The sequence below is a fragment of the Novosphingobium sp. ES2-1 genome (assembly GCF_015169775.1).
GTDB classification, from domain to species: Bacteria; Pseudomonadota; Alphaproteobacteria; order Sphingomonadales; family Sphingomonadaceae; genus Novosphingobium; species Novosphingobium subterraneum.
The window spans coordinates 1,342,187-1,366,240 of the sequence record NZ_CP063445.1 but is presented as its reverse complement, the minus strand read 5'-3'; the positions used below and the strand labels follow the sequence as shown (position 1 = coordinate 1,366,240).

General features: G+C 62.6%; 24 protein-coding genes. 17 read left to right on the top strand and 7 right to left on the bottom strand.

Translation table 11 applies throughout. The annotated features are described in order from the left end of the window. Positions 1-47: 47 nt before the first annotated feature. Positions 48-2,207 (bottom strand): glycine--tRNA ligase subunit beta, encoded by a 2,160-nt coding sequence (gene glyS / locus IM701_RS06510; protein WP_193828141.1) that lies wholly within the window; start codon positions 2,205-2,207, stop codon positions 48-50. Next, positions 2,204-3,109, bottom strand: coding sequence for a glycine--tRNA ligase subunit alpha (locus IM701_RS06505; RefSeq protein WP_062347963.1), 906 nt, complete (start codon positions 3,107-3,109; stop codon positions 2,204-2,206). The genes glyS and IM701_RS06505 overlap by 4 nt, the downstream gene beginning before the upstream one ends. Before the next feature lie 141 nt (positions 3,110-3,250). On the opposite strand from IM701_RS06505, the gene IM701_RS06500 reads away from it, so the two are divergent. The 7 genes from IM701_RS06500 to IM701_RS06470 all read left to right on the top strand — a co-directional run bounded on the left by IM701_RS06500 (position 3,251) and on the right by IM701_RS06470 (position 7,948). Continuing rightward, positions 3,251-3,454, top strand: coding sequence for a helix-turn-helix transcriptional regulator (locus IM701_RS06500; RefSeq protein WP_039331181.1), 204 nt, complete (start codon positions 3,251-3,253; stop codon positions 3,452-3,454). Continuing rightward, complete coding sequence (locus IM701_RS06495) at positions 3,432-4,091, top strand: hypothetical protein (protein WP_193828140.1); 660 nt, start codon at positions 3,432-3,434, stop codon at positions 4,089-4,091. The genes IM701_RS06500 and IM701_RS06495 overlap by 23 nt, the downstream gene beginning before the upstream one ends. 60 nt (positions 4,092-4,151) lie before the next feature. Continuing rightward, positions 4,152-5,069, top strand: coding sequence for a TraB/GumN family protein (locus IM701_RS06490; RefSeq protein ID WP_193828139.1), 918 nt, complete (start codon positions 4,152-4,154; stop codon positions 5,067-5,069). Continuing rightward, a complete protein-coding gene (locus IM701_RS06485) occupies positions 5,066-5,983 on the top strand; it encodes a TraB/GumN family protein (protein ID WP_193828138.1) in 918 nt (305 codons plus the stop codon). Before IM701_RS06490 ends, IM701_RS06485 begins: the two co-directional genes overlap by 4 nt. A gap of 123 nt (positions 5,984-6,106) precedes the next feature. After that, on the top strand, positions 6,107-6,712 hold the full coding sequence (locus tag IM701_RS06480; RefSeq protein WP_039331184.1) for a 50S ribosomal protein L25/general stress protein Ctc: 606 nt from the start codon (positions 6,107-6,109) through the stop codon (positions 6,710-6,712). 131 nt (positions 6,713-6,843) lie between these two features. Then, positions 6,844-7,413, top strand: a complete 570-nt coding sequence (gene pth / locus IM701_RS06475; RefSeq protein ID WP_193828137.1) for an aminoacyl-tRNA hydrolase — start codon at positions 6,844-6,846, stop codon at positions 7,411-7,413. A gap of 154 nt (positions 7,414-7,567) precedes the next feature. After that, entirely contained in the window at positions 7,568-7,948 is a 381-nt protein-coding gene (locus IM701_RS06470) for a PEP-CTERM sorting domain-containing protein (RefSeq protein WP_039331185.1), read from the top strand. Between the two features lie 13 nt (positions 7,949-7,961). On the opposite strand, the gene IM701_RS06465 is transcribed toward IM701_RS06470, so the two are convergent. Further along, positions 7,962-9,476 carry a tetratricopeptide repeat protein gene (locus IM701_RS06465; protein WP_193828136.1) on the bottom strand — a complete coding sequence of 505 codons (1,515 nt, stop codon included), beginning with the start codon at positions 9,474-9,476 and terminating at the stop codon, positions 7,962-7,964. Positions 9,477-9,658: 182 nt separating this feature from the next. Between IM701_RS06465 and IM701_RS06460 the strand changes: the two genes are divergently transcribed. Next, positions 9,659-10,387 (top strand): cistern family PEP-CTERM protein, encoded by a 729-nt coding sequence (locus tag IM701_RS06460; RefSeq protein ID WP_193828135.1) that lies wholly within the window; start codon positions 9,659-9,661, stop codon positions 10,385-10,387. A 58-nt stretch (positions 10,388-10,445) separates the two neighbouring features. On the opposite strand, the gene IM701_RS06455 is transcribed toward IM701_RS06460, so the two are convergent. Beyond that, positions 10,446-11,951 (bottom strand): tetratricopeptide repeat protein, encoded by a 1,506-nt coding sequence (locus IM701_RS06455; RefSeq protein ID WP_193828134.1) that lies wholly within the window; start codon positions 11,949-11,951, stop codon positions 10,446-10,448. 112 nt (positions 11,952-12,063) lie between these two features. Between IM701_RS06455 and ychF the strand changes: the two genes are divergently transcribed. Continuing rightward, entirely contained in the window at positions 12,064-13,164 is a 1,101-nt protein-coding gene (ychF, locus tag IM701_RS06450; protein WP_062347861.1) for a redox-regulated ATPase YchF, read from the top strand. Positions 13,165-13,167: 3 nt separating this feature from the next. Here ychF and IM701_RS06445 read toward each other — a convergent pair whose 3' ends face one another. After that, a complete protein-coding gene (locus IM701_RS06445) occupies positions 13,168-13,563 on the bottom strand; it encodes a MerR family transcriptional regulator (RefSeq protein WP_193828133.1) in 396 nt (131 codons plus the stop codon). 44 nt (positions 13,564-13,607) lie between these two features. Between IM701_RS06445 and IM701_RS06440 the strand changes: the two genes are divergently transcribed. The 3 genes from IM701_RS06440 to IM701_RS06430 all read left to right on the top strand — a co-directional run bounded on the left by IM701_RS06440 (position 13,608) and on the right by IM701_RS06430 (position 15,738). Further along, entirely contained in the window at positions 13,608-14,369 is a 762-nt protein-coding gene (locus tag IM701_RS06440; RefSeq protein WP_039331197.1) for a MauE/DoxX family redox-associated membrane protein, read from the top strand. Between the two features lie 63 nt (positions 14,370-14,432). After that, a complete protein-coding gene (locus IM701_RS06435; protein WP_193828132.1) occupies positions 14,433-15,236 on the top strand; it encodes a DUF1206 domain-containing protein in 804 nt (267 codons plus the stop codon). A 43-nt stretch (positions 15,237-15,279) separates the two neighbouring features. Next, on the top strand, positions 15,280-15,738 hold the full coding sequence (locus tag IM701_RS06430; protein ID WP_193828131.1) for a MaoC family dehydratase: 459 nt from the start codon (positions 15,280-15,282) through the stop codon (positions 15,736-15,738). Between the two features lie 4 nt (positions 15,739-15,742). Here IM701_RS06430 and IM701_RS06425 read toward each other — a convergent pair whose 3' ends face one another. Together IM701_RS06425 and mutL are read right to left on the bottom strand one after the other, a co-directional pair. Continuing rightward, on the bottom strand, positions 15,743-16,243 hold the full coding sequence (locus IM701_RS06425) for a hypothetical protein (RefSeq protein WP_193828130.1): 501 nt from the start codon (positions 16,241-16,243) through the stop codon (positions 15,743-15,745). Beyond that, a complete protein-coding gene (mutL, locus tag IM701_RS06420) occupies positions 16,243-18,042 on the bottom strand; it encodes a DNA mismatch repair endonuclease MutL (RefSeq protein ID WP_193828129.1) in 1,800 nt (599 codons plus the stop codon). The genes IM701_RS06425 and mutL overlap by 1 nt, the downstream gene beginning before the upstream one ends. Positions 18,043-18,230: 188 nt before the next feature. Between mutL and IM701_RS06415 the strand changes: the two genes are divergently transcribed. From IM701_RS06415 to rodA, 5 genes are all read left to right on the top strand, one after another. Beyond that, complete coding sequence (locus tag IM701_RS06415) at positions 18,231-19,277, top strand: rod shape-determining protein (protein WP_039331208.1); 1,047 nt, start codon at positions 18,231-18,233, stop codon at positions 19,275-19,277. Between the two features lie 77 nt (positions 19,278-19,354). Continuing rightward, on the top strand, positions 19,355-20,260 hold the full coding sequence (gene mreC, locus IM701_RS06410) for a rod shape-determining protein MreC (RefSeq protein ID WP_039331210.1): 906 nt from the start codon (positions 19,355-19,357) through the stop codon (positions 20,258-20,260). After that, on the top strand, positions 20,260-20,811 hold the full coding sequence (locus tag IM701_RS06405) for a hypothetical protein (protein ID WP_039331212.1): 552 nt from the start codon (positions 20,260-20,262) through the stop codon (positions 20,809-20,811). The genes mreC and IM701_RS06405 overlap by 1 nt, the downstream gene beginning before the upstream one ends. Before the next feature lie 2 nt (positions 20,812-20,813). After that, positions 20,814-22,895, top strand: a complete 2,082-nt coding sequence (gene mrdA, locus IM701_RS06400) for a penicillin-binding protein 2 (RefSeq protein WP_062347848.1) — start codon at positions 20,814-20,816, stop codon at positions 22,893-22,895. Next, positions 22,895-24,010: a rod shape-determining protein RodA gene (gene rodA / locus IM701_RS06395; RefSeq protein WP_039331216.1), complete on the top strand. Its 1,116-nt coding sequence runs from the start codon at positions 22,895-22,897 to the stop codon at positions 24,008-24,010. Before mrdA ends, rodA begins: the two co-directional genes overlap by 1 nt. The last annotated feature ends 44 nt before the right edge of the window (positions 24,011-24,054 follow it).

The window sequence follows — 24,054 nt, the reverse complement described above, 5'->3', positions numbered from 1 at the left end:
CTGCGTAAGTCTGTTCTTGCCGGAACGGGCCCGGAGTCGGCCCGCTCTTAGCCTTCTATGCGCGAAAAGTCCGCAACTTTGTGCACTGCAGCACGGAAGCGGTCAAGCAAGGCCAAGCGACTGGAACGCTTGTTAGCGTCCGCATCATTGACCGTAACCTGATCAAAGAACGCATCGATGGGCGCGCGCAAGGACGCCAATGCCGCCATAGCCGCGGTGAAGTCCTCGGCCGCAATCGCGCCTGCCGCCTGCGGTTCTGCGGAATTGAGCGCATCGACCAGCGCCTGTTCGGCAGGTTCGCGGGTGTAGTTGCATTCGGGGTGCGAGAACTGCGCAGCGACGCCCTTGAGCGCGGGGTCGTCAACCAGCACAAGCGGGTCTTCCTCGCCGGTCGGCGGGACGACGCCCTCGCCTTCGGACCCGGCGTTGGGGTTGGTGGCGAAGCCTTCCTTCTTGAGGATGTTGGCCGCGCGCTTGTAGCCCGCGAGCAGGTTGGTGCCATCCTCGGTGCCGACGAAGGCTTGCAGCGCGTGGACGCGGGCGAGCAGGCGGACGAGATCGTCCTCGCCGCCGAGGGCGAACACGGCGTCGATCAGGTCGTGGCGGACACCTGCTTCGCGTTGCTGGACTTTGAGCCGGTCGGCGAAGAAGGCGAGGAGGTCTTCAGACGAGTTTTCGACGGCGATGCCCTGATTGCGATAGAGCTGAGCGGCAGCGCGGAACAATTGACCAAGCGACAACCGCAGATTGTTCTCGGTGATCAAGCGGATTGTTCCAAGAGCCGCACGACGAAGCGCAAACGGATCCTTAGAGCCCGTAGGTTTGAGATCGGCACCGAAAAAGCCGACGAGCGCATCAACCTTGTCGATCAGAGCTACAAGGATCGACGCCCCGGCGGTTGGTACCGCATCGGCTTGGCCCACTGGCTTGTAATGATCTCTCACCGCGTCAGAGACGGCGGAAGGCAGTGCCTCCGCTTCGGCGTAGTATCCTCCCATGAGCCCCTGAAGCTCAGGAAACTCGCCGACCATCTCTGTCACGAGGTCAGCCTTGAGGATCGCGGCGGCCTGTTTGGCAGCCGGGACTCCCGCCTCCAACTGGCCCTGAAAATCGTTTACAAGCGAAATAAAGCGCTCATGGCGTTGCGCCACCGTCCCCAGCTTCTCGTGGAACGTGATGCGCGAGAGCTTCTCGGCGTGGAGCGACAACGGCTTCTTCTTGTCCTGCTCCCAGAAGAAGCGGGCATCGGAGAGACGCGCTGCCAGCACCTTGCGGTTGCCGTCGACGATGGCAGCGCCGCCGTCCTTGGCCTCGATATTGGCGGTGCACACGAAGGCGTTGGCGAGCTTGCCAGCAGCGTCGCGGCAGATGAAGTACTTCTGGTTGACGCGTGCGGTGAGCTGGATGACTTCGGGGGGCACGTCGAGGAAGGCCTCGTCGAAGCGGCCGAGCAGCGGGACCGGCCATTCGGTGAGGCCGGCGTTCTCGATCACCAGACCTTCGTCCTCAACCAGCACGAGGCCAGCGGCTTCAGCGGCGGTCTTGGCCTTCTCGCGCACCATCGCCTCGCGCTCGACATGGTCGACGATGACGTGGCAGGCGCGGAGCTTCTCAGCGTAGTCATTTGCGCTGCCGATGGTGATTTCGCCCGCATGGTGGAAGCGGTGGCCAAGCGTCGCGTAGCCGGACTTTACGCCGCCGATCTCGCACTCGACCAGATCCTCACCCAGGATGGCAACGATGCCGGAGAGCGGGCGCACCCAGCGCAAGCTTTCGGTGGAGAGCGAGGCTGCGCCCCAGCGCTGGCTCTTGGGCCAGGGGAAGGCGCGGATGATCGCGGGGATGGCTTCGGCGAGCACGTCCTTGGTGGCGCGACCCGGCTTTTCGGTGATCGCGAACCAGACGCCATCGCGCTCGGTCAACTGGTCCTTGGTAAGGCCGGTCTTGCGCAGGAAGCCTTCGAGCGCCTGTTCGGGGGCGGAAGTCTTCGGGCCCTTGGTTTCCTCGGACACGGCCTCGGTCGCCAGCGGCAGATCGCGGGCAATCAGGGCGAGACGGCGGGGAGTGGACCAGACGGTAATCTCGCCAGCCTTGAGGCCGGCAGCGTCAAGCTGCTTGCGGAACAGCTTTTCGAGATCGGCGCGGGCGCCTGCCTGCATGCGGGCCGGGATTTCTTCCGAGCGCAGTTCGAGGAGGAAATCGCTCACTTGCTCCACTCCGGATACTTGGCCGCCCACTGATCGGCGTTCTTTTCCATGTAGGCCTCGCACGAACCGCGGGCGAGATCGCGGACGCGGCCCATGTAGCTGGCGCGTTCCTGCACCGAGATCACGCCGCGCGCCTGCAGCAGGTTGAACAGGTGGCTGGCCTCGATCGCCTGCTCGTAGGCGGCGATGGGCACGCCTGCCTCGAGGCTGCGGAGGCATTCGGCCTCGGCGCGGCGGAAGCCTTCGAACAGGCTGTCGGTATCGGCGACCTCGAAGTTCCACTTCGACATCTGCTTCTCGTTCTCGAGAAACACCTCGCCATAGGTGACGCCGTGGCTGTTGAACTTCAGGTCATAGACGTTGTCGACGCCCTGGATGTACATGGCGAGGCGCTCGAGCCCGTAGGTCAGTTCGCCCGCGACCGGCTTGCAATCAAAGCCGCCCATCTGCTGGAAGTAGGTGAACTGGGTGACTTCCATGCCATCACACCAGACTTCCCAGCCGAGGCCCCAAGCGCCCAATGTGGGAGATTCCCAGTCGTCTTCCACGAAGCGGATATCGTGGACCAGCGGGTCGATGCCGATCTCGACGAGGCTCTGCAGGTAGAGTTCCTGCAGGTTTTCGGGGCTTGGCTTCAGGATAACTTGATACTGGTAATAGTGCTGCAGGCGATTGGGGTTCTCGCCATAGCGTCCGTCAGTCGGGCGGCGGCAGGGCTGCACGAAAGCGGCGTTCCACGGTTCCGGCCCAAGCGCGCGCAGTGTGGTGGCGGTGTGGAAGGTCCCTGCCCCCATCCGCATGTCATAAGGCTGGAGGATCAGGCAGCCCTGTTCGCTCCAGAAAGCATGAAGGCGCAGGATCATGTCCTGCAGGCTGAGGGGCGTTGTAGCAGTATCGGCCATGGTCGCGCGGCTTTGGCCGATGCGCCCGGCAAATTCAACCGGCAAGCGCGGTTTTCGCCACCATGTCAGGTATTCTTGACATAGTCAGAGAATCGCGACATATTGTCAGTATAACCTGACATATGGACAGGTCAGCATGACATGAACAACCGATTGAGAGTTTTGCGCGCCGAGCGACAGTGGAGCCAGGCCGATCTTGCCCTGAAGCTCGACGTGTCGCGCCAGGCGGTGAACGCGATCGAGACGGGCAAGCACGACCCCTCGCTCCCCCTCGCCTTTCGCATCGCGCGCCTGTTCCAGCTTCGTATCGAGGAGATCTTCGATGATGGTTTCCAACATGACTGACGACCGGATCGACCAGCCCGCCATGAGCCTCGGCAAGCTTGCCTTGCACATGTTTGGCGCGACGATGGCGGCGGTGTTCTTCTCCGGCGCTGCGGCGGGCCTTATTGGTGCGCTTGGCAAGGAAGAACAGGTCAAGCCGATCGGATGGGTCATCATGGGCGTGTTTGCTGCCCTGACGCTCGCCGCATTATGGTTCGCATGGGTCAGCGCGCGCCGTTACTATCGCGAGAACGGTCCGCTTTCGCCCCGTGCCCGCCGCGCCACGATCAGCGCTGTGGTCGCAGGCGGACTCGGCCTCGTCATGGGGGCGTGGATGAGTATTGCCGGCGACGCACCGGGACAGCCGTTCGACGTGGCCAATGCCCCCCTTCCCGCAGGCGTTGCCGCCGCACTTATCGCGGTCATCGTGCTCGTCATCACACCGGTCACGTGGTTCTGGCATCGCAATATCGACGAGCACGAAGAGCAATCCTACCGTACCGGGGCCTTGGTCGGGCTCTACTTCTATAGCGCAGTGGCGCCGATCTGGTGGCTGGGCCATCGCGGCGGGTTTCTGCCGGCAGTTGACGGCATGACGGTCTACCTTGCCACGATGGCGGTATGGGGCGTGGTCTGGTTCCGCCAGCGCCACCTCTGACGCCACCCCTTCAAACCTTCATTCCCCTGCAACCTGTTTGCGGGCACAAGGAGCCTGATGATGAAACGCGCCTATCTTACATTCGCCGCCACGGTTGCCCTGGCCGTCTTCGCCTTTGCCGGAGCGGTCCACGCCGAGGCGCCTGCTGCCAAGCCTGCTGCGGAGGCACCCGCGCCGAGGCAGTTGAAGCCTGCGCTGTGGAAGGTGGCGGACGCCGACACGACGATCTACCTGTTCGGCACGATCCATGCATTGCCAAAGGGTCTTGTCTGGCTTGACGGGCCAGTGGGACAGGCGCTCGACGGGTCAGCCGAACTCATTACCGAGATTCCGGAAGTGCCGGCGGCAGAGCAGCAGAAAACGGTGATGGCTGTCGGCCTGCTCAAGGGCGAGACGCTGCGTTCGCTGATGCCTGATGCAGATCGCGTAGCTTATGAGGCGCTGCTGGCGAAGCTCAAGATTCCGGCGGAGGCGTTCGATCCGCTCGAACCTTGGCTGGCCGGAATCACCTTGGGCGTCATGCCCTATGCCATGGCCGGATATGGGGCCGACAGCGGCGTGGAAGCAGTCCTGCGCAAGGCCGCTTTGGCCAAGGGCAAGAAGCTCGGCGCACTGGAGACGGTCGAATACCAGCTGGGCCTGTTCGACCAGTTGCCGCGCGAGGCGCAGCTCAAGTTCCTTGGTGAAGCGGTGCGGGATTTCGACAAGAGCTTTGCCATCATCGGCACGATGACTGATGAATGGGGTTCGGGCGATCCGGAAGGGCTCGGCAAGCTGATCAACGAGAACATGGACGATCCTGAACTGGCTGAGACGCTGCTTTACCAGCGCAACCGTAACTGGGCTTCGTGGATTGCCAGGCGGCTCGACCAGCCGGGTACGGTGTTAATCGCAGTGGGCGCAGGGCATCTGGCCGGCGTGCAGAGCGTGCAGGATATGCTCAAGGCCCAGGGTCTGACGGCGACGCGGGTGCAATGAAGCAGCTGACTCGCTTCCTGCCGCGCCTGTTGTGGGCCGTGGTCCCGGCATTGCTGCTGGGCATGGCCATGGCTTGGCTGGAGCGCGGGAAACCTGCGCCCGAGCCGGACACGCGGGTCGCGCTCTGGCAGATCGAAGACAAGACCGGGGCGGTGCGCGGCTATCTGTTCGGCACGGTCCACGCGCTGCCACCGCAAGTAAAGTGGCTGCGGCCTGCGGTGGGCGAAGCACTGGCGCGGTCGGACCGGCTGGTGCTCGAGATTGCCGAGCCGCTGGACCAGAAGACGGCAGGGGATGCGCTGGCGGAACTGGCCGGAACCGAAGGGCTGCCCCCGGCTTCGCAACGCCTTGGTCCGGCGTATCGGGTGAAGCTCGCCGAAGTCTATCGCAAGCTCGGTCTTTCCGATGCGGACTTTGCCGATACCGAAAGCTGGGCAGTGGCGCTGCAGCTTGCGGCGATTGCCGGGCAGAAGGCGGGAGCCGATCCTGACAGCGGGGCAGAGCCTGCCCTGCGCAAGCTGGCAGTGGGCAAGCCGGTCGCGGGGTTCGAGACGATCCACAGCCAGTTCGGCGTGTTCGACGCCCTCCCTGCGCGCCAGCAACAGGTGCTGCTGCAGGAAGTGACGGTGGAGGCCGCGAGCGACAAGGATGAAGAGGCCGACATGGTCGCGCTCTGGCTCAAGGGCGACGACCTTGGCATTGCGCGCGAGGCGAACGAGGGGTTTCTGGCCGATCCTGGGCTGCATCAAGCGCTACTGACGGACCGGAACCGGGCTTGGGCGGATCAGCTGGACGCGATGCTGAAGCAGGGCGCAAAACCGTTCGTGGCCGTGGGCGCCGCGCATCTGGGAGGGTCCGACAGCCTGCAGCGCCTGATGATGGCGCGGGGGTGGACAATCAAGCGAGTGCCTTGAGAGCGCCCACTGATTTCTTGCATTTCCCGGCAAACCCGCTAAGGGCCGCCGCTTCCCTGTCATGGTCATCCCTGGAGGCGTGGCGGAGGAAGCGTGATTTAACTTAGCTGAAGGTACTGACACATGAGCGAGACGCTTACGCTGTCGGCCGAGACGCGCGATCGGGCAGGCAAGGGAGCCTCCCGTGCACTGCGTCGCGAAGGCCGCACCCCCGCCGTGATCTATGGCGGCAACGAAGAACCCATCGCGATCCACCTTGAAGAAAAGGCGCTGAACAAGGCGCTGGGCACCGGCCACTTCTTCAACTCGGTCGTCGAGCTCACTGTCGGTGGCCAGACCATCCGCACCCTGCCCAAGGACGTCGCCTTCCACCCGGTGACCGACCGTCCGCAGCACGCAGACTTCCTGCGCGTTTCGAAGGACTCGGTCGTCCACGTCGACGTGCCGGTGGCCTTTATCAACGAAGAGAAGTCGCCGGGCCTCAAGAAGGGCGGCATCCTCAACATCGTTCGTCACGAACTCGAACTGATCTGTCAGCCTGACGCGATCCCCGACGACATCATCGTCGACGTTGCCGGCTACGAAGTCGGCGATTCGATCCACATCAGCGCCGTCACCCTGCCCGCAGGCGTGAAGCCCGCGATCTCGGACCGCGACTTCACCATCGCGACGATCGTGGCCCCCTCCTCGCTGAAGAGCGAAGAAGGCGACACCACCAAGGAAGGCTGATAGCCCGCCTTGGCCCTGCTTCGGCAGGCGCGCTGAAAAGACACCCCTTCCGCTATGTGCGGGAGGGGTTCTTTTTTTGCACCGTGTTATCTGGCAAGGCGCACGGCCAAGCAACCAAGGACTTTCCGCACATGCAACTCTGGGTCGGCCTCGGAAATCCCGGACCGCAATATGCGCTTCACAGGCACAACGTTGGCTTCATGGCACTCGACACGATTGCCGAGGTCCACAACTTCGGGCCAGTGCAGAAGAAGTTCCAAGGCTGGCTGCAGGAAGGCCGGATCGGCAATCAGAAGGTCCTGCTGCTCAAGCCTGCGACCTTCATGAACGAGAGTGGGCGTTCCGTCGGCGAAGCGATGCGCTTCTACAAGCTGGGCATGGACGCGCTGACGGTCTTTCATGATGAGCTCGACCTCGCGCCATTCAAGGTAAAGGTGAAGCAAGGCGGCGGTACTGCTGGCCACAATGGCCTGCGCTCGATCGATCAGCATCTTGGGGCCGATTTCCGGCGTGTCAGGCTTGGCATAGGGCATCCGGGCCACAAGGATCGTGTCACGGGCCATGTCCTGGGCGCATTCGCCAAGGCAGAGCAGGACGACCTGATCGAGATGCTGGGAGCAATCGCTTCAGAGGCGGGCTGGCTTGCTTCGAAAGATGACGTTCGTTTCATGAACGATGTTGCCTTGCGGCAGAATGGCTGACGTTCTGGAAACGAACGGGAAACACTATTCGTCGCCTTGCTTTACAGCGCCCTTTGCGTCGGCGAAGGTTAACCACGTAACGCCCTGTAATTTCACAGTTGGCACCGGTTTTGCTTAGCCAGGGGCAGACTGAGATTAACCAACGGGGGTTAACATGAACATTCGCTCGATCTTTCTCGCCATGGCAGCAACTGCAGGCCTGTCAGCTGCTTCGCCAGCCAACGCAACCTGGTGGCTGACTCACAAGCACTACTGCAACTGCGGTCACAGCGGCGGTTCGTCGCTCTGCGGGGGTACGACGTCTTCAGGTGGCACGACCACCACTTCGGGCGGCACCACGACAACTTCGGGTGGCACCACCACCACTTCGGGCGGTACGACAACGACCTCGGGCGGGACCACAACGACGTCAGGGGGCACGACCACCACTTCGGGCGGCACGGCTGTGCCAGAGCCGGGCATGCTGGGCATGATGGCTCTCGGGCTTCTCGGCATCGGCTTCGCCCGCTCACGCAAGACCAAGCCCCGCGCCTGACGCAATCCCGCTATCAGGCGCCCGTCTGCGCCTGATAGCGGGCCAGAGTGTTGCGAAACACCGCGTTCGTCGGTTCGGCCGAGCTCGCCTTGCGGAGAAGGGTGATTGCAGTCGGCAGGTCCGTTCCCGTCCGGGCGCGAACCAGACCGGCCATGTACAACGTATCAGGATCTTCGGGGCGCAGTGCGCGAGCCTTGTCTGCCGCCCTGATCGCCTCTTCGCCCTTCCCGGCATGGCTAAGCGCAAGTGCCAGTCGCTTGAGGACCTCAGGGTCATCTCCTGACTGCGCAAGTTGTGCATAGGCCTGTGCCGCAGCGCTCCAGTCTTCACGCGCCAGAGCGGCCTGGCCTTCAGCTGCCAGTGATTGCGCCTGTCCAGCCTGAGCGGCACGCAGCCGCCCGCGCAACGGCGTTGCATCGGGCAGACCCGCGGCGTCGGCAGCCTTTACCGCCAACTCAAGCTCCCGCGGGCCAGCCAACCGGCTGGCTGCAAGGGGTTTTACCGTGCCGAAAGCGGCGAGGGAGTCCCCGGTCGCCAATTGTGCTTCAGCCAACATGATACGCGCAAACGGATTGTTCGGTGAGCGTGTGAGCGCCCTTTGGAACATGGCTCTAGCCTGCTCGGGATGTCCGGTCCGCAGCATCGCCTCGGCATAGCTGAGCCCATTTGCCGACAGGGGATCAAGATCGCGCTCCTGCCTGGCCAACAACGATCGGACCTTATCCCATTCGCCCTTCATCGACGCAAATTGCACCTGCAGATCCCGAACGCGCGGATCATCTGGCGCGACCGCTGCGGCCCGCGATGTCATTGCCAAGGCATCGTCAAGCTTGCCCTGGAGATCGAAGGCATTCGCCCTTGCCAGCCATGGGTCAGGCACGCGCGGGTACTTCTCGGCCATCTGCTCAAGTACTGCATGCGCTTCGGCAAACTGTCCACGCCTCACCGCGATATCCGCGCGAATCAGCGCAGCGTCGAATTTTCCGGCCGGAAGTCGCGACAGGGCTTCAACCTGCCTTGATGCCGCATCGAGATCCTGCGCCGCTATGAGGAACCGCGCGTAGTCGCGCAGGAGGAGCGGATCGCCTCCTGATGCTGCGCCCCGCTGCAGAGCTGCGAAGGCACCCGCTGTGTCTCCCTTGGCGGACAGCGCGGCGGCCCTGACCCGCTCTGCAGCAGGCGAGGCATCCTGCCCCAGAAGTGCCAGCGCCTGGTCCGAGTTGCCCCGCAGGACGGCCGCCTCGGCACGGATCAACGCCAATTCGGCTTGTGATCCGCCCGAGCGTTCAAGCCGGGAAGCCGTGGCGGCTGCACCATCGCCATCGCCCAACCGGAGCTGCACCGCTGCAAGCATGCGAAGAATTGCCGGATCATCACCCGCGTCGGCCAGAGCTGCAGTGAGGTCGACCTTGGCCGCGCCCAGTTCCATCCCGGCAATTTCACGCTCGGCGCGAGCAACACGCTCGGCGGCATCGTCACCACAACCTGTCAGGGCAAGAAGAAGGGCTAGTGCAAGACGGGATGTCATGGGCACTGGATGCCACGTACGCCTGAAGCATTGGTGAAAGCGGAGCAACTTCGTCTGCGAGCATGTCGAGAAATCTTACGACCTCAACATTATTAATCATTACAAATGGCTGAAATCCGTAATTGGCACAGGGGTTGCTTACCTAACAATTAACCGACTTTCGGTTCAGGGGAGCAGTTTCGATGACCTTCAGAAAAGTTCTCGCGGGCCTCGCTGCCAGTGCAGCAATGATGGCAGCAGCACCTGCCTTTGCCGATTCCGTCACGCTCGGCTCGGGCGATATCGGCAGCAGCTTCACGCTGAACTATGACGGCTTCTCGGGCGGAACGTCTATCGACGGGCTGACCGGCTCGACCACGTTCAAGCTGACCGGCATTTCCGGCAATGACTACACGTTCGACTACAGCGTTTCCAACACCAGCTCCTCGCCGGTGACCGATTCGCGGATCTCGAGCTTTGCGTTCAACACCGATCCCACCATCTCGTCGGCCACCAGCACCGGTGCATTTTCGTACACGACGCTGAACTCGAACTATCCGAACGGCATTGGCACCGTGGACGTGTGCTTCAAGGATGCCCAGACCGGGAGCTGTGCAGGCGGCGGAAGCGGCGGCCTGACGCTTGGCGAAACCGGCACCGGTTCATTCACGCTGAGCTTCTCGCAGCCGGTCAGTTCGCTGACGCTCAGCGACTTCTATGTGCGCTACCAGTCGATCAGCGGCGTGCCGGGCATCAGCTCTGCCAGCGGTTCGGGCACGATCAGCAGCACGGGCGGGTCAACTGGCGGCTCTACGGGTGGTACGCCTGTTCCGGAACCGGGCATGCTCGGGCTGTTCGGTATCGGTCTTGTCGGCCTTGCCCTGGCGCGCCGCCGTCAGACTGCGCCGCGTGGCCTGGCTCTCGCAGCCTGATCAAACCGGAAATTCGAAGAAGGGAGCCTGCACACGCGGGCTCCCTTTTTCCTTGCGCTCAACCCTCTTCGGCGCTGCGCAAGTGCCCTGCGATCGTCGCATTGCCGGGCGCCTTGGCGGCAGCTTCGCGCAGCAAGGTTAGGCCGCGCGACCGGTCCTTGCCGCTTTCGACGAGCAGCCAGCCAAGCGTATCAAGCACCGAAGCGTTTGTCGGGGCGGCCTTGAAGGCACGCTCGGCAAATTCCAGTGCCTTGGCCTTGTTGCCAACCATTCCCTGGGCATAGGCCATGTTATTGAGAACCAGCGGGTTCTTTCCGTCAGTCACGGCAAGCAAACGCTCATAGGCGGCAATGGCATTGCCCCAGTTGGACTGCTTCATTGCCGTGTCGGCCTGAGCCAGCGTAGCCGCCAGCGCTTGCGCTGACGGGAATTTCGCCTTCTCCGCCAGCCTCGCCGCTTCGGGATCGCCCGAAGCCTCTGCAGCCTTTGCCAGAAGGCGCAGATCCTCGGCATCGGCTGTCTGGACCTCGGCGAACGGGCGCATCGTCTCGACTGCACCGCGCGCATCGCCAGCGGCGAGCTGCGCCCTGGCAAGTTCGCGGCGGAGCGTTGCACTGCCGGGGTTACGGGTAAGCAGAGGCTGGAGCTTGGCCCGAGCCTGCTCAGGCTGCTTCAACGCTACGAGTGCCTGCGCATAGAGAACCGTCGCCTCATCCTTGTCGGTCAGTTGCGCTTCGTTTGCCTGGAGGACGCTTCGAACGGTAGCCCAATCGCCACGCGCTGCGGCAGCGCGCGCCTGAAGATAGGCGACCTGCCCCCCGCCCTTCACTTCTGCAAGCGATTCAAGGACCTTGTCCATCTCCTTGGTCCGTCCGAGATCGCCGAGCACGGCGGCCTTGCCGGCCAAGGCGGCCAGATTGCCAGGGTAGGACTTTGCCGCCGCATCGTATGCCAACAGGGCTTCGGCAAGGCGGCCTTCGGCGGTCGCGACTTCGGCATCGGCCAGCAGCGCATCGATCATCACCGCGTCTGCCGCCTTCGCCCGGTCGGCCAAGGTACGGGCCTGCTTTATATCACCACGCATGAGACTGAAACGCGCATAGTCGGCCAGCAAGCGCGCATCGGCCTTCCCGGCAGCACCAGCGGCAAAGGCCTTTGCGGCCCCTTCGCGATCGTCCTTGGCAAGCAGGGCAAGAGCGCGGATGCGGTGAGCCGCGGCTGACGTGTCCGTGCCCAAAGCCGAAATTGCATCTTCCGGCAGGCCACGCAGCAGCAGCGCTTCTGCCGAAAGCTGTGCGAAGTCGGCCGGTCGCCGACCTTCGGGAAGCTTCGCCAGGGATGCACCTGCGGCAATGCCGTCTCCCATGGCAAGGGCATTGCGGGCATGGAGTTCAAGCAGCGCGGGATCCTGCGGGTTGGCCTCCAGCGCAGCGGCCAGATCCACCTGAGCGGCGCGATAGTCGTGCGCAGCGAAAGCTTTGCGAGCCCGATCGGCGCGCTCCTGCGGGCTGTCGGTACAAGCCGCCAGCAGCAGCGGCAAGGTCAGGAAGGCCAGCTTCTTCATCGCAATCTCTCCACGGATGAAGCACTTAGTGCCTTCAATCCCTGAAATTTCCGTGAAGGTTTCCAAATGCTGCACGCCCGGCTAAAGGCGCGGCCAGCCAAGGAGTTTGAAGATGGGTTTTCGTTGCGGGATCGTCGGCCTTCCCAATGTCGGCAAGTCGACGCTGTTCAACGCGCTGACCGAGACACAGGCGGCGCAGGCGGCGAACTATCCGTTCTGCACGATCGAGCCGAACGTCGGCAATGTCGGCGTCCCGGACCCGCGTCTCGACACTCTCGCCAAGATCGCGGGCAGCCAGAAGATCATCCCGACCCAGCTTGGCTTCGTCGACATTGCCGGGCTCGTCCGCGGCGCGTCGAAAGGCGAAGGCCTTGGCAACCAGTTCCTCGGCAACATCCGCGAAGTTGACGCCATCGTCCATGTGCTGCGCTGCTTCGAGAACGATGACATTCAGCATGTCGACAACAAGGTCGATCCGATCTCGGACGCCGAAACGGTCGAAACGGAGCTGATGCTCTCGGACCTTGAGAGCCTGGAAAAGCGCGTGCCGGCCGCCGAGAAGAAGGCCAAGGCGGGCGACAAGGAATCGAAGGTCATCGCCTCGGTGCTTGGCCAGGCTCTGGAGCTACTTCGTGAAGGCAAGCCTGCGCGCCTGACCCAGCCGAAGGATGACGAGGAAGCGCGCGTGTTCAGGCAGGCCCAGTTGCTGACCGCGAAGCCCGTGCTTTACGTCTGCAACGTCGAGGAAGAGAGCGCAGCGGAGGGCAACGCCTTTTCGGCCCGCGTGTTCGAGAAGGCCAAGGCCGAAGGCGCCAATGCGGTGATCGTTTCGGCGGCGATCGAATCCGAACTGGTCGGCATGGATCCGGAGGAGCGTTCGGTTTTCCTTGAGGAAATGGGCCTGCATGAGACCGGCCTCGCCCGCGTGATCCGCGCCGGTTATGACCTGCTGCATCTCATCACCTTCTTCACCGTCGGCCCAAAGGAGGCGCGCGCCTGGACCGTGCATCTTGGCGCAAAGGCTCCGGAAGCGGCGGGTGAAATTCACTCCGACATGCAGCGCGGCTTCATTCGCGCCGAGACCATCGCCTATGACGATTTCGTCAGCCTCGGAGGCGAAAGCGCAGCGCGCGATGCGGGCAAGCTGCGGCAGGAAGGCAAGGAATACGTGGTGAAGGACGGCGACGTCCTCCACTTCAAGTTCAACGTCTGAGCCTCAGTTCTCGAAGGCGGCGATGATCGGACACGGTCCGGCGTCGCCTTTTGCACATTCTCGGGCAAGCTTGCGAAGCGATTGTCGCGCCGTCTCAAGGCGCGCGATCTCCTGATCGATCGCTTCCAGACGTGCTTTTGCCATCTGTCGGGCGCGCGGTCGGTCATGCCCGGCATCGAGTGCGAGCAATTCGGCGATTTCCGAAAGAGTGAAGCCGGCGCCTTGGGCGCTGCGCACAAAGCGCAGACGCCGCAAATCATCGGGGCCATAGTGCCTGCGCCCCTCCCTGCCGGTGCGGGCTGGCCGGGGATCATCCAACAGGCCTTTGCGTTGATAGAAGCGCACCGTCTCGACCCCGACGGCTGCGCTTCTGGCGAGTTCGGAAATCGTCATCGCCATATCGCTTGACTCCGTACCATGGTACGCAAGTTATAGGCAGCTTCATGACAAAAGCATACACCCCGAATCGAACCGCCGTGCTGCATCGCATGGTCATGCCAACGCACATCTGCCCTTACGGCGTGAAGGTGAAACATCTTCTCGAACGCCAAGGCTATGAGGTCGAAGACCACTGGCTCCGCACCCGAGAAGAGACCGATGCCTTCAAGCAGGCTCATGATGTCAAGACTACGCCGCAGGTGTTCATCAACGGACAACGCATTGGCGGCCATGACGATACGCGGCGCTTCCTTGGCCTGAAAGTCGCCGATCCTGATGCCACGAGCTACGTTCCTGTTCTGGCCGTTTTCGCGATCGCCGGAGCGCTGGCGCTCGCGATAAGCTTTGCGACGTTTGGCACGCCGTTCACTGGAAGGGCGATCGAATGGTTCATCGCCTTCGCCATGGCGCTTCTGGCCATGCTCAAGCTGCAGGACGTCGACCGGTTTGCGACCATGTTCCTTGGCTACGACCTGCTCGCGAGGCGCTGGGTTCCCTATGCCTATCTCTATCCATTCGGCGAGGCCTTGGCCGGCGTGTTGATGGCAGCGAGGGCACTGCCTTGGCTATCCATCCCGATTGCCCTGTTCATCGGCACCATCGGCGGCATCTCGGTCTTTTACGCAGTCTATGTCCAGAAGCGCGAGCTCAAGTGTGCCTGCGTGGGCGGATCGGGGCGCGTCCCGCTGGGTTTTGTGTCGCTCACCGAGAATGTCGTCATGGTCGGCATGGCCCTGTGGATGCTTTTCATGCCGACAATGAACTGACCGGCCCGGCACCGGTTGGCCTCCGGCGCGTTCCATGCCCGAACTGGAAAGAGGAACGCGCTGGTGGTCGACAAGTCGGAGAAAGTGGTGTGGCTGGCGCGAGTGGGATTTGCTGCACGCGGCCTTGTCTATGTCCTGCTTGGATACCTTGCCCTGACTGCGGGAAAGTCTGACATTGACGATGGTGCCGGCGACATCTTCCGCGTGCTGAATGCCATTCCGGGTGGACCGGTGGTCCTTTATGTCGCATCCGCAGGTCTGGTCGGTTACGCACTCTATCGCCTTTCCGCAGCCCTGTTCGATATCGAACGCAAGGGCACATCCTGGAAGGGGCGCGCATCGAGAGTGGGTTATCTCGCCAGCGCCGTGATCCATCTGGGCCTTGCCTGGACAGCCGCACGGATAGCCAGCGGCGCCCGTGGTGCAGGTGAAGATTCGTCCGCCGAGATGGCTAGTGGCGTGCTTGATTTCCCCTTTGGCAGCACTCTTCTGGGGATTATTGGCGTAGCTATCCTGATTGCAGCAATATTCCAGGCACGCAGCGCCGTTACGGCGGGCTTCATGCGCCATGTTTCTTCGCGAGCGCCTCGCTTCACATGCTGGATCGGCCGTGCCGGCCATGCTGCACGGGCTGTGGTGATGGCCCTGATCGGGTGGTCACTGCTGCGCACCGCATGGTTCGGCGAGAGCGAAGAGGTCGTCTCGCTGGGCAAAGCCATCAACAATTTGCGAGACATGGAGACTGGCTTCCAGTTCGTGGCAGCAGGGCTTCTGCTCTTCGGCGTGTTCAGCATCATCACTGCGCGGTACCGGATCATTCCGGACCCTACCCCGCCAGCCAAGGGTTTGCGGGCAATCAGCATTTAATCGCGCGATTGACTTTATGGCTCGACGCAGCGAACCTGACCGAATGATGTACTTCGAAGATATCGAGCCCGGCGCGATCCAGCGGTTCGGAAAATATGCCGTCAGCCGAGAGGAAGTGATCGATTTTGCGTCAAAGTACGACCCGCAACCGTTCCACCTGAGCGACGAGGCGGCGGCGCAGACCCATTTCGGTCGGCTGTCTGCCAGCGGCTGGCATACTTGCGCGATGACCATGGCGATGCTGGTGGAGAATTTGAAGGAACGAAAGCAGGCTGGGCTCGGGTCACCCGGGCTTGACGAGATACGCTGGTTGAAGCCCGTCTATCCAGGTGACACGCTTTCGGTCGAAACGGAAATTGTCGACAAGAAGCGAAGCGCGTCACGTCCGGAGATGGGGAGCTTCCGCTCGAACGTGCGCGTCTATAATCAGGACGGCGTGGTCGTGATGACCATGAAATCCATCGGACTGATCCGCGTACGGGACCAGAAGGCTGCTACCTGACGGGTCAGATCGCCTTGCATTGAACGTCACCAGTCGCTTCATAGACCGGGCGCTCGAACGCGTCGGTCACGATCATCCTGCCCTTGAACTGTTCGGTTGTGCCTACGGGTGTAACCGGGCCGTCAGCCGTTAATGTGACCGCATTTTCCTTGCCGGTATAACGCGAAAAGCTGCCCTTCGGCATCCTTGCAGAACCGGCATCAGGCGCAAGAACCTGGATGTGGTCGCCATATTTGATAACTCCGCGCTTGTCCTGCGCCAACAGGACTGCGCCAAGGCCGCCGCCTTCGGCGACGAATGCACAGCCGGTGCCGTGGAGCTTGTTCTGGCTGATATCCGGGTAGAGGATCGGCTGCAGCGCCAATGGCTTGACCGGTGGCTTGCCGTCCTGCGCTGCCTCCACTGCGGCGACAGCTTCGGCATCGGTTGGCTCCTTGTCTGAACAAGAGGCAAGTCCGAGAACCATGGCGGACAACACGGCAATCTGCGCCTTGGCGTGCAGCATCACTTTCTCCCGAACAGCTTTTCTATATCGGCATGGGCCAGCTTGACCCATGTTGGACGGCCATGGTTGCACTGCCCCGAGCGGGGTGTCACTTCCATTTCGCGCAAGAGGGCATTCATCTCCACGACGGACAATGTCCGCCCTGCCCGCACCGAACCGTGGCAGGCCATCGTCGCCAGGACGAGATCGAGCTTTTCTCCCAGGAGCAAGGCATCGCCATGGTGCGCTAGGTCATCTGCCACATCCGCCACGAGTTGTGCCGGATCCCCCTTGGCCAAGGCCGCAGGGACGGATCGTACCAGCATCGCGCCAGGACCGAAGCGCTCCAGCGCGAGACCGAACTCGGCAAGCTTGGGCGACGCTTCTTCCAGCCGGTCACACGCGACTTCTTCAAGCTCGACAACTTCCGGGATCAACAACGCCTGAGCGGGTGCAGTGCCCTGCCCTGCCCCGGCAGCACGCAGCCGTTCGAGGACGAGACGTTCATGCGCCGCATGCTGATCGACAATCACGAGACCGTCTTCCGCTTCTGCAACGATATAGGTGTTGGAGATCTGTCCACGGGCAACGCCAAGGGGATGCCGTGCAGATTCAGTGACCGGTTCGACGGCGACTTCGGCTCGCGCCTGAGGCGGCGCCAGCACGGATTGCTCGTAGCCACGCCACGCTTGCCCAGCCTCGCTCACGCGCGTCTCGGGGCGCCATTGCTGCGAGAACATGCTTCCCTGCGTACCGGGCGAGGGTGACGGCACGATCGGCTCTGCCTGCCAAGCCGCCATTGCGCTTGCCGAAGGAGCTTGCGCACTGCGCTGATCGCCTGTGGACAGCGCATGGCGCAGGCCAGAGACAACCATGCCGCGCACGAGGGCCGGATCGCGGAAACGGACTTCGGACTTGGCGGGATGGACATTGACGTCAACTTCGCTCGCCGGGACCTGCAGGAACAGGGCAAGGACTGCATGGCGATCGCGTGCCAGCATATCGGCATAGGCACCACGCACCGCACCGATCAGCAGGCGATCCTTCACAGGGCGCCCATTCACGAAGAGATATTGGTGATCGGCAACGCCGCGATTGTAGGTTGGCAATCCGGCTATCCCGGTGAGGTGATAATCACCCCGGTAGAGGTCCACCTCGACGGAATTTCCGGCCAGTTCACGGGCAACGAGTTGAGCGACCCGCGCCTCGAGCGTGTCTCCGGCCTGCACATGAAGCGCGCGGCGGCCATCATGTTCCAGGGTGAAGCCTATGTCAGGCCGGGCCATGGCGAGGCGGCGAACGACGTCGGAAGCGGCCGCCCATTCCGAACGCGGGCTGCGCAGGAACTTGCGGCGCGCGGGGATCTTCTCGAACAGTTGTTCCACCCGGACGCGCGTCCCCGGGGGAAGCGCAGCAGGTCCTTCTGACACGAGAACACCGTTATCGACCACGCGCTTCCAGCCATCGGCGGTGCCTTGCGGTCGGGATTCGATGGTGATGCGAGCGACGGAGGCGATTGATGGCAGGGCTTCTCCACGGAAGCCGAGGGTTTCGACCATCTCGATCGCCTCGTCTGGGAGCTTGGACGTGGCATGACGTTCGAGCGCGAGCTCGATCTCGTCGGGCCGCATGCCGCACCCGTCGTCCGACACCTCGATCATCGCCAGCCCACCTTCGGACAGGCGCACGTGGAGGTGGCTTGCGCCGGCGTCGATGGCGTTTTCAACCAACTCCTTGAGCGCGCTTGCAGGGCGCTCGACCACCTCTCCGGCGGCGATGCGGTTGATGAGCGTTTCGGGAAGGCGGCGGATGACTCGCATGGTCCTGACACGACTAGCGCCGAAGCCGATTTATTTCGAGACAAGTGGTGAAGTTATCCGTCCAATCCCGCACAAACCCATGGGCTTTGCGCCAAGCGCCTGCTAGGAAGCCGCCTTCCCGGGCGCACTTTCTGGAGGGGTCTGGCGCGTGCCCGTGCGCCAAACCGCAGATTATCACGGATTCTTAGATGGCTTCGATCTTTTCCCGATTCTTCAAGTTCGGTTCCCAGAACATCGCGATCGACCTCGGCACGGCCAACACGCTGGTTTATGTGCAGGATCGCGGCATCGTTCTGAACGAACCTTCCGTCGTCGCCATCGAGACGATCAACGGGATCAAGCGGGTCAAGGCCGTGGGCGACGATGCCAAGATGATGATGGGCAAGACGCCCGACAACATCGAGGCGATCCGCCCGCTTCGCGACGGCGTGATTGCCGATATCGAAGTGGCCGAGGAGATGATCAAGCACTTCATCCGCAAGGTTCACGGGTCGAAGAGCCTCCTGCGCTATCCCGAAATCGTGATCTGCGTGCCCTCGGGTTCCACCAGCGTCGAGCGCCGCGCCATTCGCGACGCGGCCAGCAATGCGGGTGCCAGCCAGGTCTACCTCATTCTTGAACCGATGGCTGCGGCGATCGGCGCCGACATGCCGGTAACCGAACCGGTCGGTTCAATGGTGGTCGACATCGGTGGCGGTACGACCGAGGTTGCCGTCCTTTCGCTGCGCGGCCTTGCCTACACCACCTCGGTGCGCGTGGGTGGTGACAAGATGGACGAAGCGATCGTCTCCTATGTCCGCCGTCATCATAACCTGCTGATCGGTGAAGCCACGGCGGAGCGTATCAAGAAGGACTACGGTATTGCCACGGCCCCGGCCGACGGCATCGGCGAGACGATCCACATCAAGGGACGTGACCTGGTCAACGGGGTGCCGAAGGAAATCACGATCACGCAGGCAAACATTGCTGAAGCCCTGTCCGAACCGATCGGCGCGATCGTTGAAGGCGTGCGCATCGCGCTTGAAAACACGGCGCCTGAACTTGCTGCCGACATTGTCGACCAGGGGATCGTGCTGACCGGTGGTGGCGCGCTGATCCGCGGTCTCGACGAGCATCTGCGCGAGGAAACCGGCCTGCCTGTCAGCGTCGCCGAAGATCCGCTGTCGTGCGTGGCGCTCGGCACCGGTCGCGCCATGGAAGACCAGATTTACCGCGGCGTGCTGATGACCGCCTGAGGCATTTCGAGTATTGCTGAGGCACACGGGTTGCATCGCGGCGCGGTTCCATGCGTCGGATTGAAGGGGTTGAACGGATGGCGCGGTCGCAGGACCGGCGCCCGGGCTATTCGCGCAGGGCGCAGTACGGAATCTTCACCGGCTACGTTGTCGCCATTCTGGGCGTCGTGGCCGGTGTTGCCGTGCTCATCACTTCGCTCGTAAATCCGGATGCATTCTCTTTTGCGCGAAGCGCAGCTGCCGAAGTCGCCCGACCAGTCGGACGGGCCGGCGCGACCGGGCGGACTACCGGCCAGGGCGTGTTCGCTGCGATCGGAGCCTACTTCAATGCCGGCCGCCAGAATGCCGAGCTTCGCCGGGAGGTAGAGGCGGCACGTGCCAACGCGGTGTCGATGCAATCGCTGCAGAATGAGAACCGCAGGCTCAAGGCCCTGCTCGGTATCGTCGATCCGCAACGCAAGCCGATCGCCACTGTGCGACTGATCGGATCGACCGCTGCCAGTACGCGGCGCTATGCGATCATCGACGCCGGAACATCGAGCGGTGTCCGGCCAGGACTCCCGGTGCGGGCGGCGTCGGGCCTGATCGGCCGCGTTGTTGAAGCAGGTCCAGGAACGGCACGCGTGCTGCTCGTCACAGATCCGGAGAACGTCGTTCCCGTAAAGCGAGCCCGCGATGGGCTGACGGCATTTGTTCAAGGGGCCTCCAACGGCCGCATAGACATCCGCCTGATCAACCAGGGCATCAATCCGGTAAAGGCTGGCGATGTGTTCGTGACGTCGGGGTCCGGCGGGCTCTATCCGCCCGGCATCCCCGTGGCGGTGGCAACTGACCCGCATCGCGACGGCGCCATCGGCCATCTCGCCGCAGATCCCGCGGACAACGAATTCGTCATCGTCGAGCCCGCCTACAGCGCGGCAGCTCGTACAGAGATGGAGGCAATCGAGGAACGTGGCGCCAAAACCGCCGCAGGGGAGCCGTAATGCTCGGCCCGCTGCGCGGAACGCCGGAAGAGATCGCGCGAAAGCGGATCAATCGCGAGCCTTGGCCAGTCCTTGCAATCGGTCTTCCATGGGCCACGATCATGCTGGCATCGATGGCGAGTTTCTCACCGGTGATAGCCTCTGCCCCGGTGATGCCGCCATTCGCCTACATGATGCTGCTTGCCTGGCGCATGATGCGCCCCGGAATGTTGCCGCTATGGGCCGGCCTGCCGCTGGGACTGTTCGATGATCTCTACTCTGGCATGCCGTTCGGATCGGGCATCGTTCTGTGGTCTGCGACGATGCTCGTCATGGAGCTGATCGACGAAAAGTTCCTGTGGCGGGGCTTCGTTCAGGACTGGCTGGCAGCCAGCACGCTGATTGCTGCCTATCTTTTCCTCACATCCACACTGGCGGGGCTCGCGGTGGCTTATCCCCTACCCACGGTGATCGTGCCGCAGTTGCTGATTTCGGTGGTGCTCTATCCGGTCAATACGCGACTGGTGGCTCTGCTCGACCGTATCCGCCTGCTTCCGCTGAAGAGGATCTGACCATGCGGCAAAGGCTGCCGGTCACCTCGGCGATCCTGACCAATCGGTTCGAGAGACGCAGCTTCGTGCTGGGTGCGCTTCAGGGCGGCGTGGGCCTGCTTTTGGCAACGCGGCTTGGCTATCTTGCCGTAGCGCAGAACGAGAAGTACCAGGCCGCATCCGAGAGCAACCGCGTGAACCTCACGCTCATTCCACCGCGCCGGGGTTGGGTGCTGGATCGATTTGGCAAGGCGCTTGCCGCAAATCGCGCTGATTTTCGCGTCGATCTTATTCCTGACCGGGTCGACGATCCGGACAGGACAATGGCCACCTTGGCAGGCTTGCTGTCACTTGCCCCCGACAAGGTGCGCGATATCCGCGACAAGCTCGACAAGGCACGGGGGTTTCAGCCCGTTGAAGTCGCCTCGAGTCTGGACTGGGACAAGTTCGCAGCGGTTTCGGTCCGTCTGCCGGAACTGCCCGGCGTCATCCCGCAACGAGGCTATTCTCGGTACTATCCAGCCGGCGCGTCAGTAGGACATCTTGTGGGCTATGTGGGTGCGGCATCAGCCGAAGACTACGAGAAGGAGCGCAATCCACTCCTGATCACCCCCGGCTTCAAGATCGGCAAGGACGGGCTGGAGAAGCACTTCGAGGCTCGGCTGCGCGGGGTGCCCGGAGCCCGCCGTGTCGAAGCGACCGCCTCTGGGCGTATCGTTCGCGATCTCGGCACTCGCGAAGACGTGCCGGGCAAACCGATTGCCCTGACGATCAACGCGGGGCTTCAGGACTATGCTGCCCGGCGCATCGGGCTGGAATCAGGCTCCGTCGTGGTCATGGACTGCGAGACCGGCGACATTCTTGCCATGGCATCGATGCCGAGCTTCGATCCCAACAGCTTCTCCGACGGCATCGGCCGTGTCGAGTGGAAGATGCTGTCCGAAGATGACCACGTGCCGCTGCGCAACAAGGTGCTACGAGGATTGTATCCGCCGGGATCGACCGTCAAGCCGATGGTGGCACTATCGTTCCTTGAGGCCGGGCTCGATCCCAATGCGAGCGTTGGGTGCGGTGGCGGCCTGCGTGTTGGCAATCGCGTGTTCCACTGCTGGAACCGGCGCGGCCACGGCACGGTCGACATGGCCAAGGGAATTTACCAGTCCTGCGACGTGTATTTCTACCATTTCGCGCAGCAGATCGGGATGGACAAGATCGCTGCGATGGCGCGCAGGCTGGGGCTTGGGCAGGAATTCCCGATGCCCTACCCCGGCCAATCCTATGGCACGGTTCCCGATCCGGCGTGGAAGCTTCGCAAATACAAGAAGGAGTGGGCCCTTTACGACACCGTGAATGCAACGATCGGCCAAGGGTACATGCTGGTCAATCCGCTTCAGCAGGCTGTCATGGCTTCGCGCATCGCATCAGGGCGTGAAGTCATGCCGCGACTGCTGCTTGATCGTAATGCTCCGCCTGTGAAGTCGATGGGTTTCTCGCAGGAACACCTTGATTACATTCATGCGGCCATGAGCGAGGTGGTCAATGGCCGTGGCACGGCTGGCAGGGCACGGTTGCCGGTGGACAACGTGCTGCTTGCCGGCAAGACCGGTACCGCGCAAGTGGTCGGTCTCAACATTGCCAACGGCAAGAGCGGGGCCTGGAAGTACCGCGACCATGGGCACTTCATCTGCTTCGCACCGTTCGACAAGCCGAAATACGCTTGCGCGGTGGTGATCGAACACGGCGGCGGTTCGGCAGCCGCCTATCCGATCGCGCGCGATGTCATGACCTACATCTTTGCACCGGACAAGGCGATGGCTGTGCTCGAGGAGTTCGAGAAGCAGTGGGGCGGCAACGTGCAGCAGCGCATGTCTTCACGATACAACGCTTTTGCCGCCAAGTATGGGGAGACCGCCCCGAAGACCGTGCCGGACGACGAATCGTTGACCGAACGGGTAGAGGATGGCCGAAAGACAGCGGAAGAACCAGCAACCGCACAGACTGACGCTGCGGCGCCCCGGCCTGAACCTGAACAACCGCCACCCGTTGTCGTCCTGCAACCGGCTGCGCCGAATACTGCGCCTTCCGTATCCGCGGGTGTGCAATAATGCCGCGCGCCTACGTACCGGCGGCGATAGCCAGACAGCCTTGGAGCGTCCTGCTTCCTCTTATCGCGCTGGTTGCCTTTGGTGCGGCGGTGCTGGATTCGGCTGCGGGCGGGCGCTTCGAAATCTGGTCGATGTCGCATTTGCTGCGCTTTGCGGTTTTCCTGGTGATGGCGATGGTCATTGCCCGTCTGCCACAGGAATTGTTCAGGCGCATGGCCATGCCGGTTTACGTGGTTCTATGCCTGCTGCTGGTCCTCGTCGAGCTGATCGGCGGCGTCGGTGGTGGCAGTCAACGCTGGCTGAACCTCGGCTTTATGACGCTGCAACCTTCGGAACTGATGAAGCCCGGCATCGTGCTGGTGCTGGCGTGGTTCTACTCCGTCCTTCCCATCGGCGAGACCCAGGGCTGGCGTGGACTCGTGCCCGCAGTCATACTGCTTGCCGTTCCGGCAGGTCTGGTCATGCTGCAGCCCGATCTGGGCACGGGCCTTGCGATCAGTTTCGGCGCGGTGATGGTGATGTTTCTTGCAGGCCTGCCGTTGCGTTGGTTTCTTGGCGCGGGTGCCGCTGGCCTGATCGCTGCGCCCCTTGCCTTCTTTTTTCTGCTTCACGACTACCAACGTAATCGCGTGCTGGTGTTCCTCGATCCGGAAAGCGACCCGCTTGGCACCGGATACCACATCACGCAGTCGAAAATCGCAATCGGTTCGGGCGGGATCATTGGCAAGGGGTTCGGCAACGGATCGCAGAGCCACCTGAACTATCTGCCCGAAGCGCACACGGATTTCGTGTTTGCGACGATGGCTGAAGAGTGGGGCATGGTAGGCGGCCTCTTCGTGCTGATCGTGTTCGGCCTGATCTTCCGCTGGGGCCTGAAGGTCGCCAACCGGGCACCGGATCGATTCTCACGCCTGCTGGCAGCGGGCATGACCATGACGATCTTCTTCTACATGTGCATCAACCTGATGATGGTCATGGGCCTCGCACCGGTGGTCGGTATTCCCTTGCCCTGGATGAGCCATGGCGGATCCTCCATGATGACAAACATGATCTGCATCGGATCGATCATGGCCGTGGAGCGCTGGAGCCGGTCAGGCCAACGAAGCCTGTCCTGAAAAACGCAAATTTGGGGCTTGGCAGGGCTGATAAAATCGCTATT

Excerpts from the sequence above, each read along its gene's own strand:
- mreC (WP_039331210.1), top strand. The coding sequence starts at position 19,355 with ATGGCGCGGTCGCAGGACCGGCGCCCGGGCTATTCGCGCAGGGCGCAG.
- rodA (WP_039331216.1), top strand. The coding sequence starts at position 22,895 with ATGCCGCGCGCCTACGTACCGGCGGCGATAGCCAGACAGCCTTGGAGC.
- IM701_RS06485 (WP_193828138.1), top strand. The coding sequence starts at position 5,066 with ATGAAGCAGCTGACTCGCTTCCTGCCGCGCCTGTTGTGGGCCGTGGTC.
- IM701_RS06470 (WP_039331185.1), top strand. The coding sequence starts at position 7,568 with ATGAACATTCGCTCGATCTTTCTCGCCATGGCAGCAACTGCAGGCCTG.
- IM701_RS06505 (WP_062347963.1), bottom strand. The coding sequence starts at position 3,109 with ATGGCCGATACTGCTACAACGCCCCTCAGCCTGCAGGACATGATCCTG.
- IM701_RS06430 (WP_193828131.1), top strand. The coding sequence starts at position 15,280 with ATGATGTACTTCGAAGATATCGAGCCCGGCGCGATCCAGCGGTTCGGA.
- mrdA (WP_062347848.1), top strand. The coding sequence starts at position 20,814 with ATGCGGCAAAGGCTGCCGGTCACCTCGGCGATCCTGACCAATCGGTTC.
- IM701_RS06445 (WP_193828133.1), bottom strand. The coding sequence starts at position 13,563 with ATGGCGATGACGATTTCCGAACTCGCCAGAAGCGCAGCCGTCGGGGTC.
- IM701_RS06425 (WP_193828130.1), bottom strand. The coding sequence starts at position 16,243 with ATGCTGCACGCCAAGGCGCAGATTGCCGTGTTGTCCGCCATGGTTCTC.
- IM701_RS06440 (WP_039331197.1), top strand. The coding sequence starts at position 13,608 with ATGACAAAAGCATACACCCCGAATCGAACCGCCGTGCTGCATCGCATG.
- IM701_RS06500 (WP_039331181.1), top strand. The coding sequence starts at position 3,251 with ATGAACAACCGATTGAGAGTTTTGCGCGCCGAGCGACAGTGGAGCCAG.
- IM701_RS06415 (WP_039331208.1), top strand. The coding sequence starts at position 18,231 with ATGGCTTCGATCTTTTCCCGATTCTTCAAGTTCGGTTCCCAGAACATC.
- IM701_RS06480 (WP_039331184.1), top strand. The coding sequence starts at position 6,107 with ATGAGCGAGACGCTTACGCTGTCGGCCGAGACGCGCGATCGGGCAGGC.
- IM701_RS06465 (WP_193828136.1), bottom strand. The coding sequence starts at position 9,476 with ATGACATCCCGTCTTGCACTAGCCCTTCTTCTTGCCCTGACAGGTTGT.
- IM701_RS06490 (WP_193828139.1), top strand. The coding sequence starts at position 4,152 with ATGAAACGCGCCTATCTTACATTCGCCGCCACGGTTGCCCTGGCCGTC.
- IM701_RS06405 (WP_039331212.1), top strand. The coding sequence starts at position 20,260 with ATGCTCGGCCCGCTGCGCGGAACGCCGGAAGAGATCGCGCGAAAGCGG.
- IM701_RS06460 (WP_193828135.1), top strand. The coding sequence starts at position 9,659 with ATGACCTTCAGAAAAGTTCTCGCGGGCCTCGCTGCCAGTGCAGCAATG.
- pth (WP_193828137.1), top strand. The coding sequence starts at position 6,844 with ATGCAACTCTGGGTCGGCCTCGGAAATCCCGGACCGCAATATGCGCTT.
- IM701_RS06495 (WP_193828140.1), top strand. The coding sequence starts at position 3,432 with ATGATGGTTTCCAACATGACTGACGACCGGATCGACCAGCCCGCCATG.
- IM701_RS06455 (WP_193828134.1), bottom strand. The coding sequence starts at position 11,951 with ATGAAGAAGCTGGCCTTCCTGACCTTGCCGCTGCTGCTGGCGGCTTGT.
- ychF (WP_062347861.1), top strand. The coding sequence starts at position 12,064 with ATGGGTTTTCGTTGCGGGATCGTCGGCCTTCCCAATGTCGGCAAGTCG.
- mutL (WP_193828129.1), bottom strand. The coding sequence starts at position 18,042 with ATGCGAGTCATCCGCCGCCTTCCCGAAACGCTCATCAACCGCATCGCC.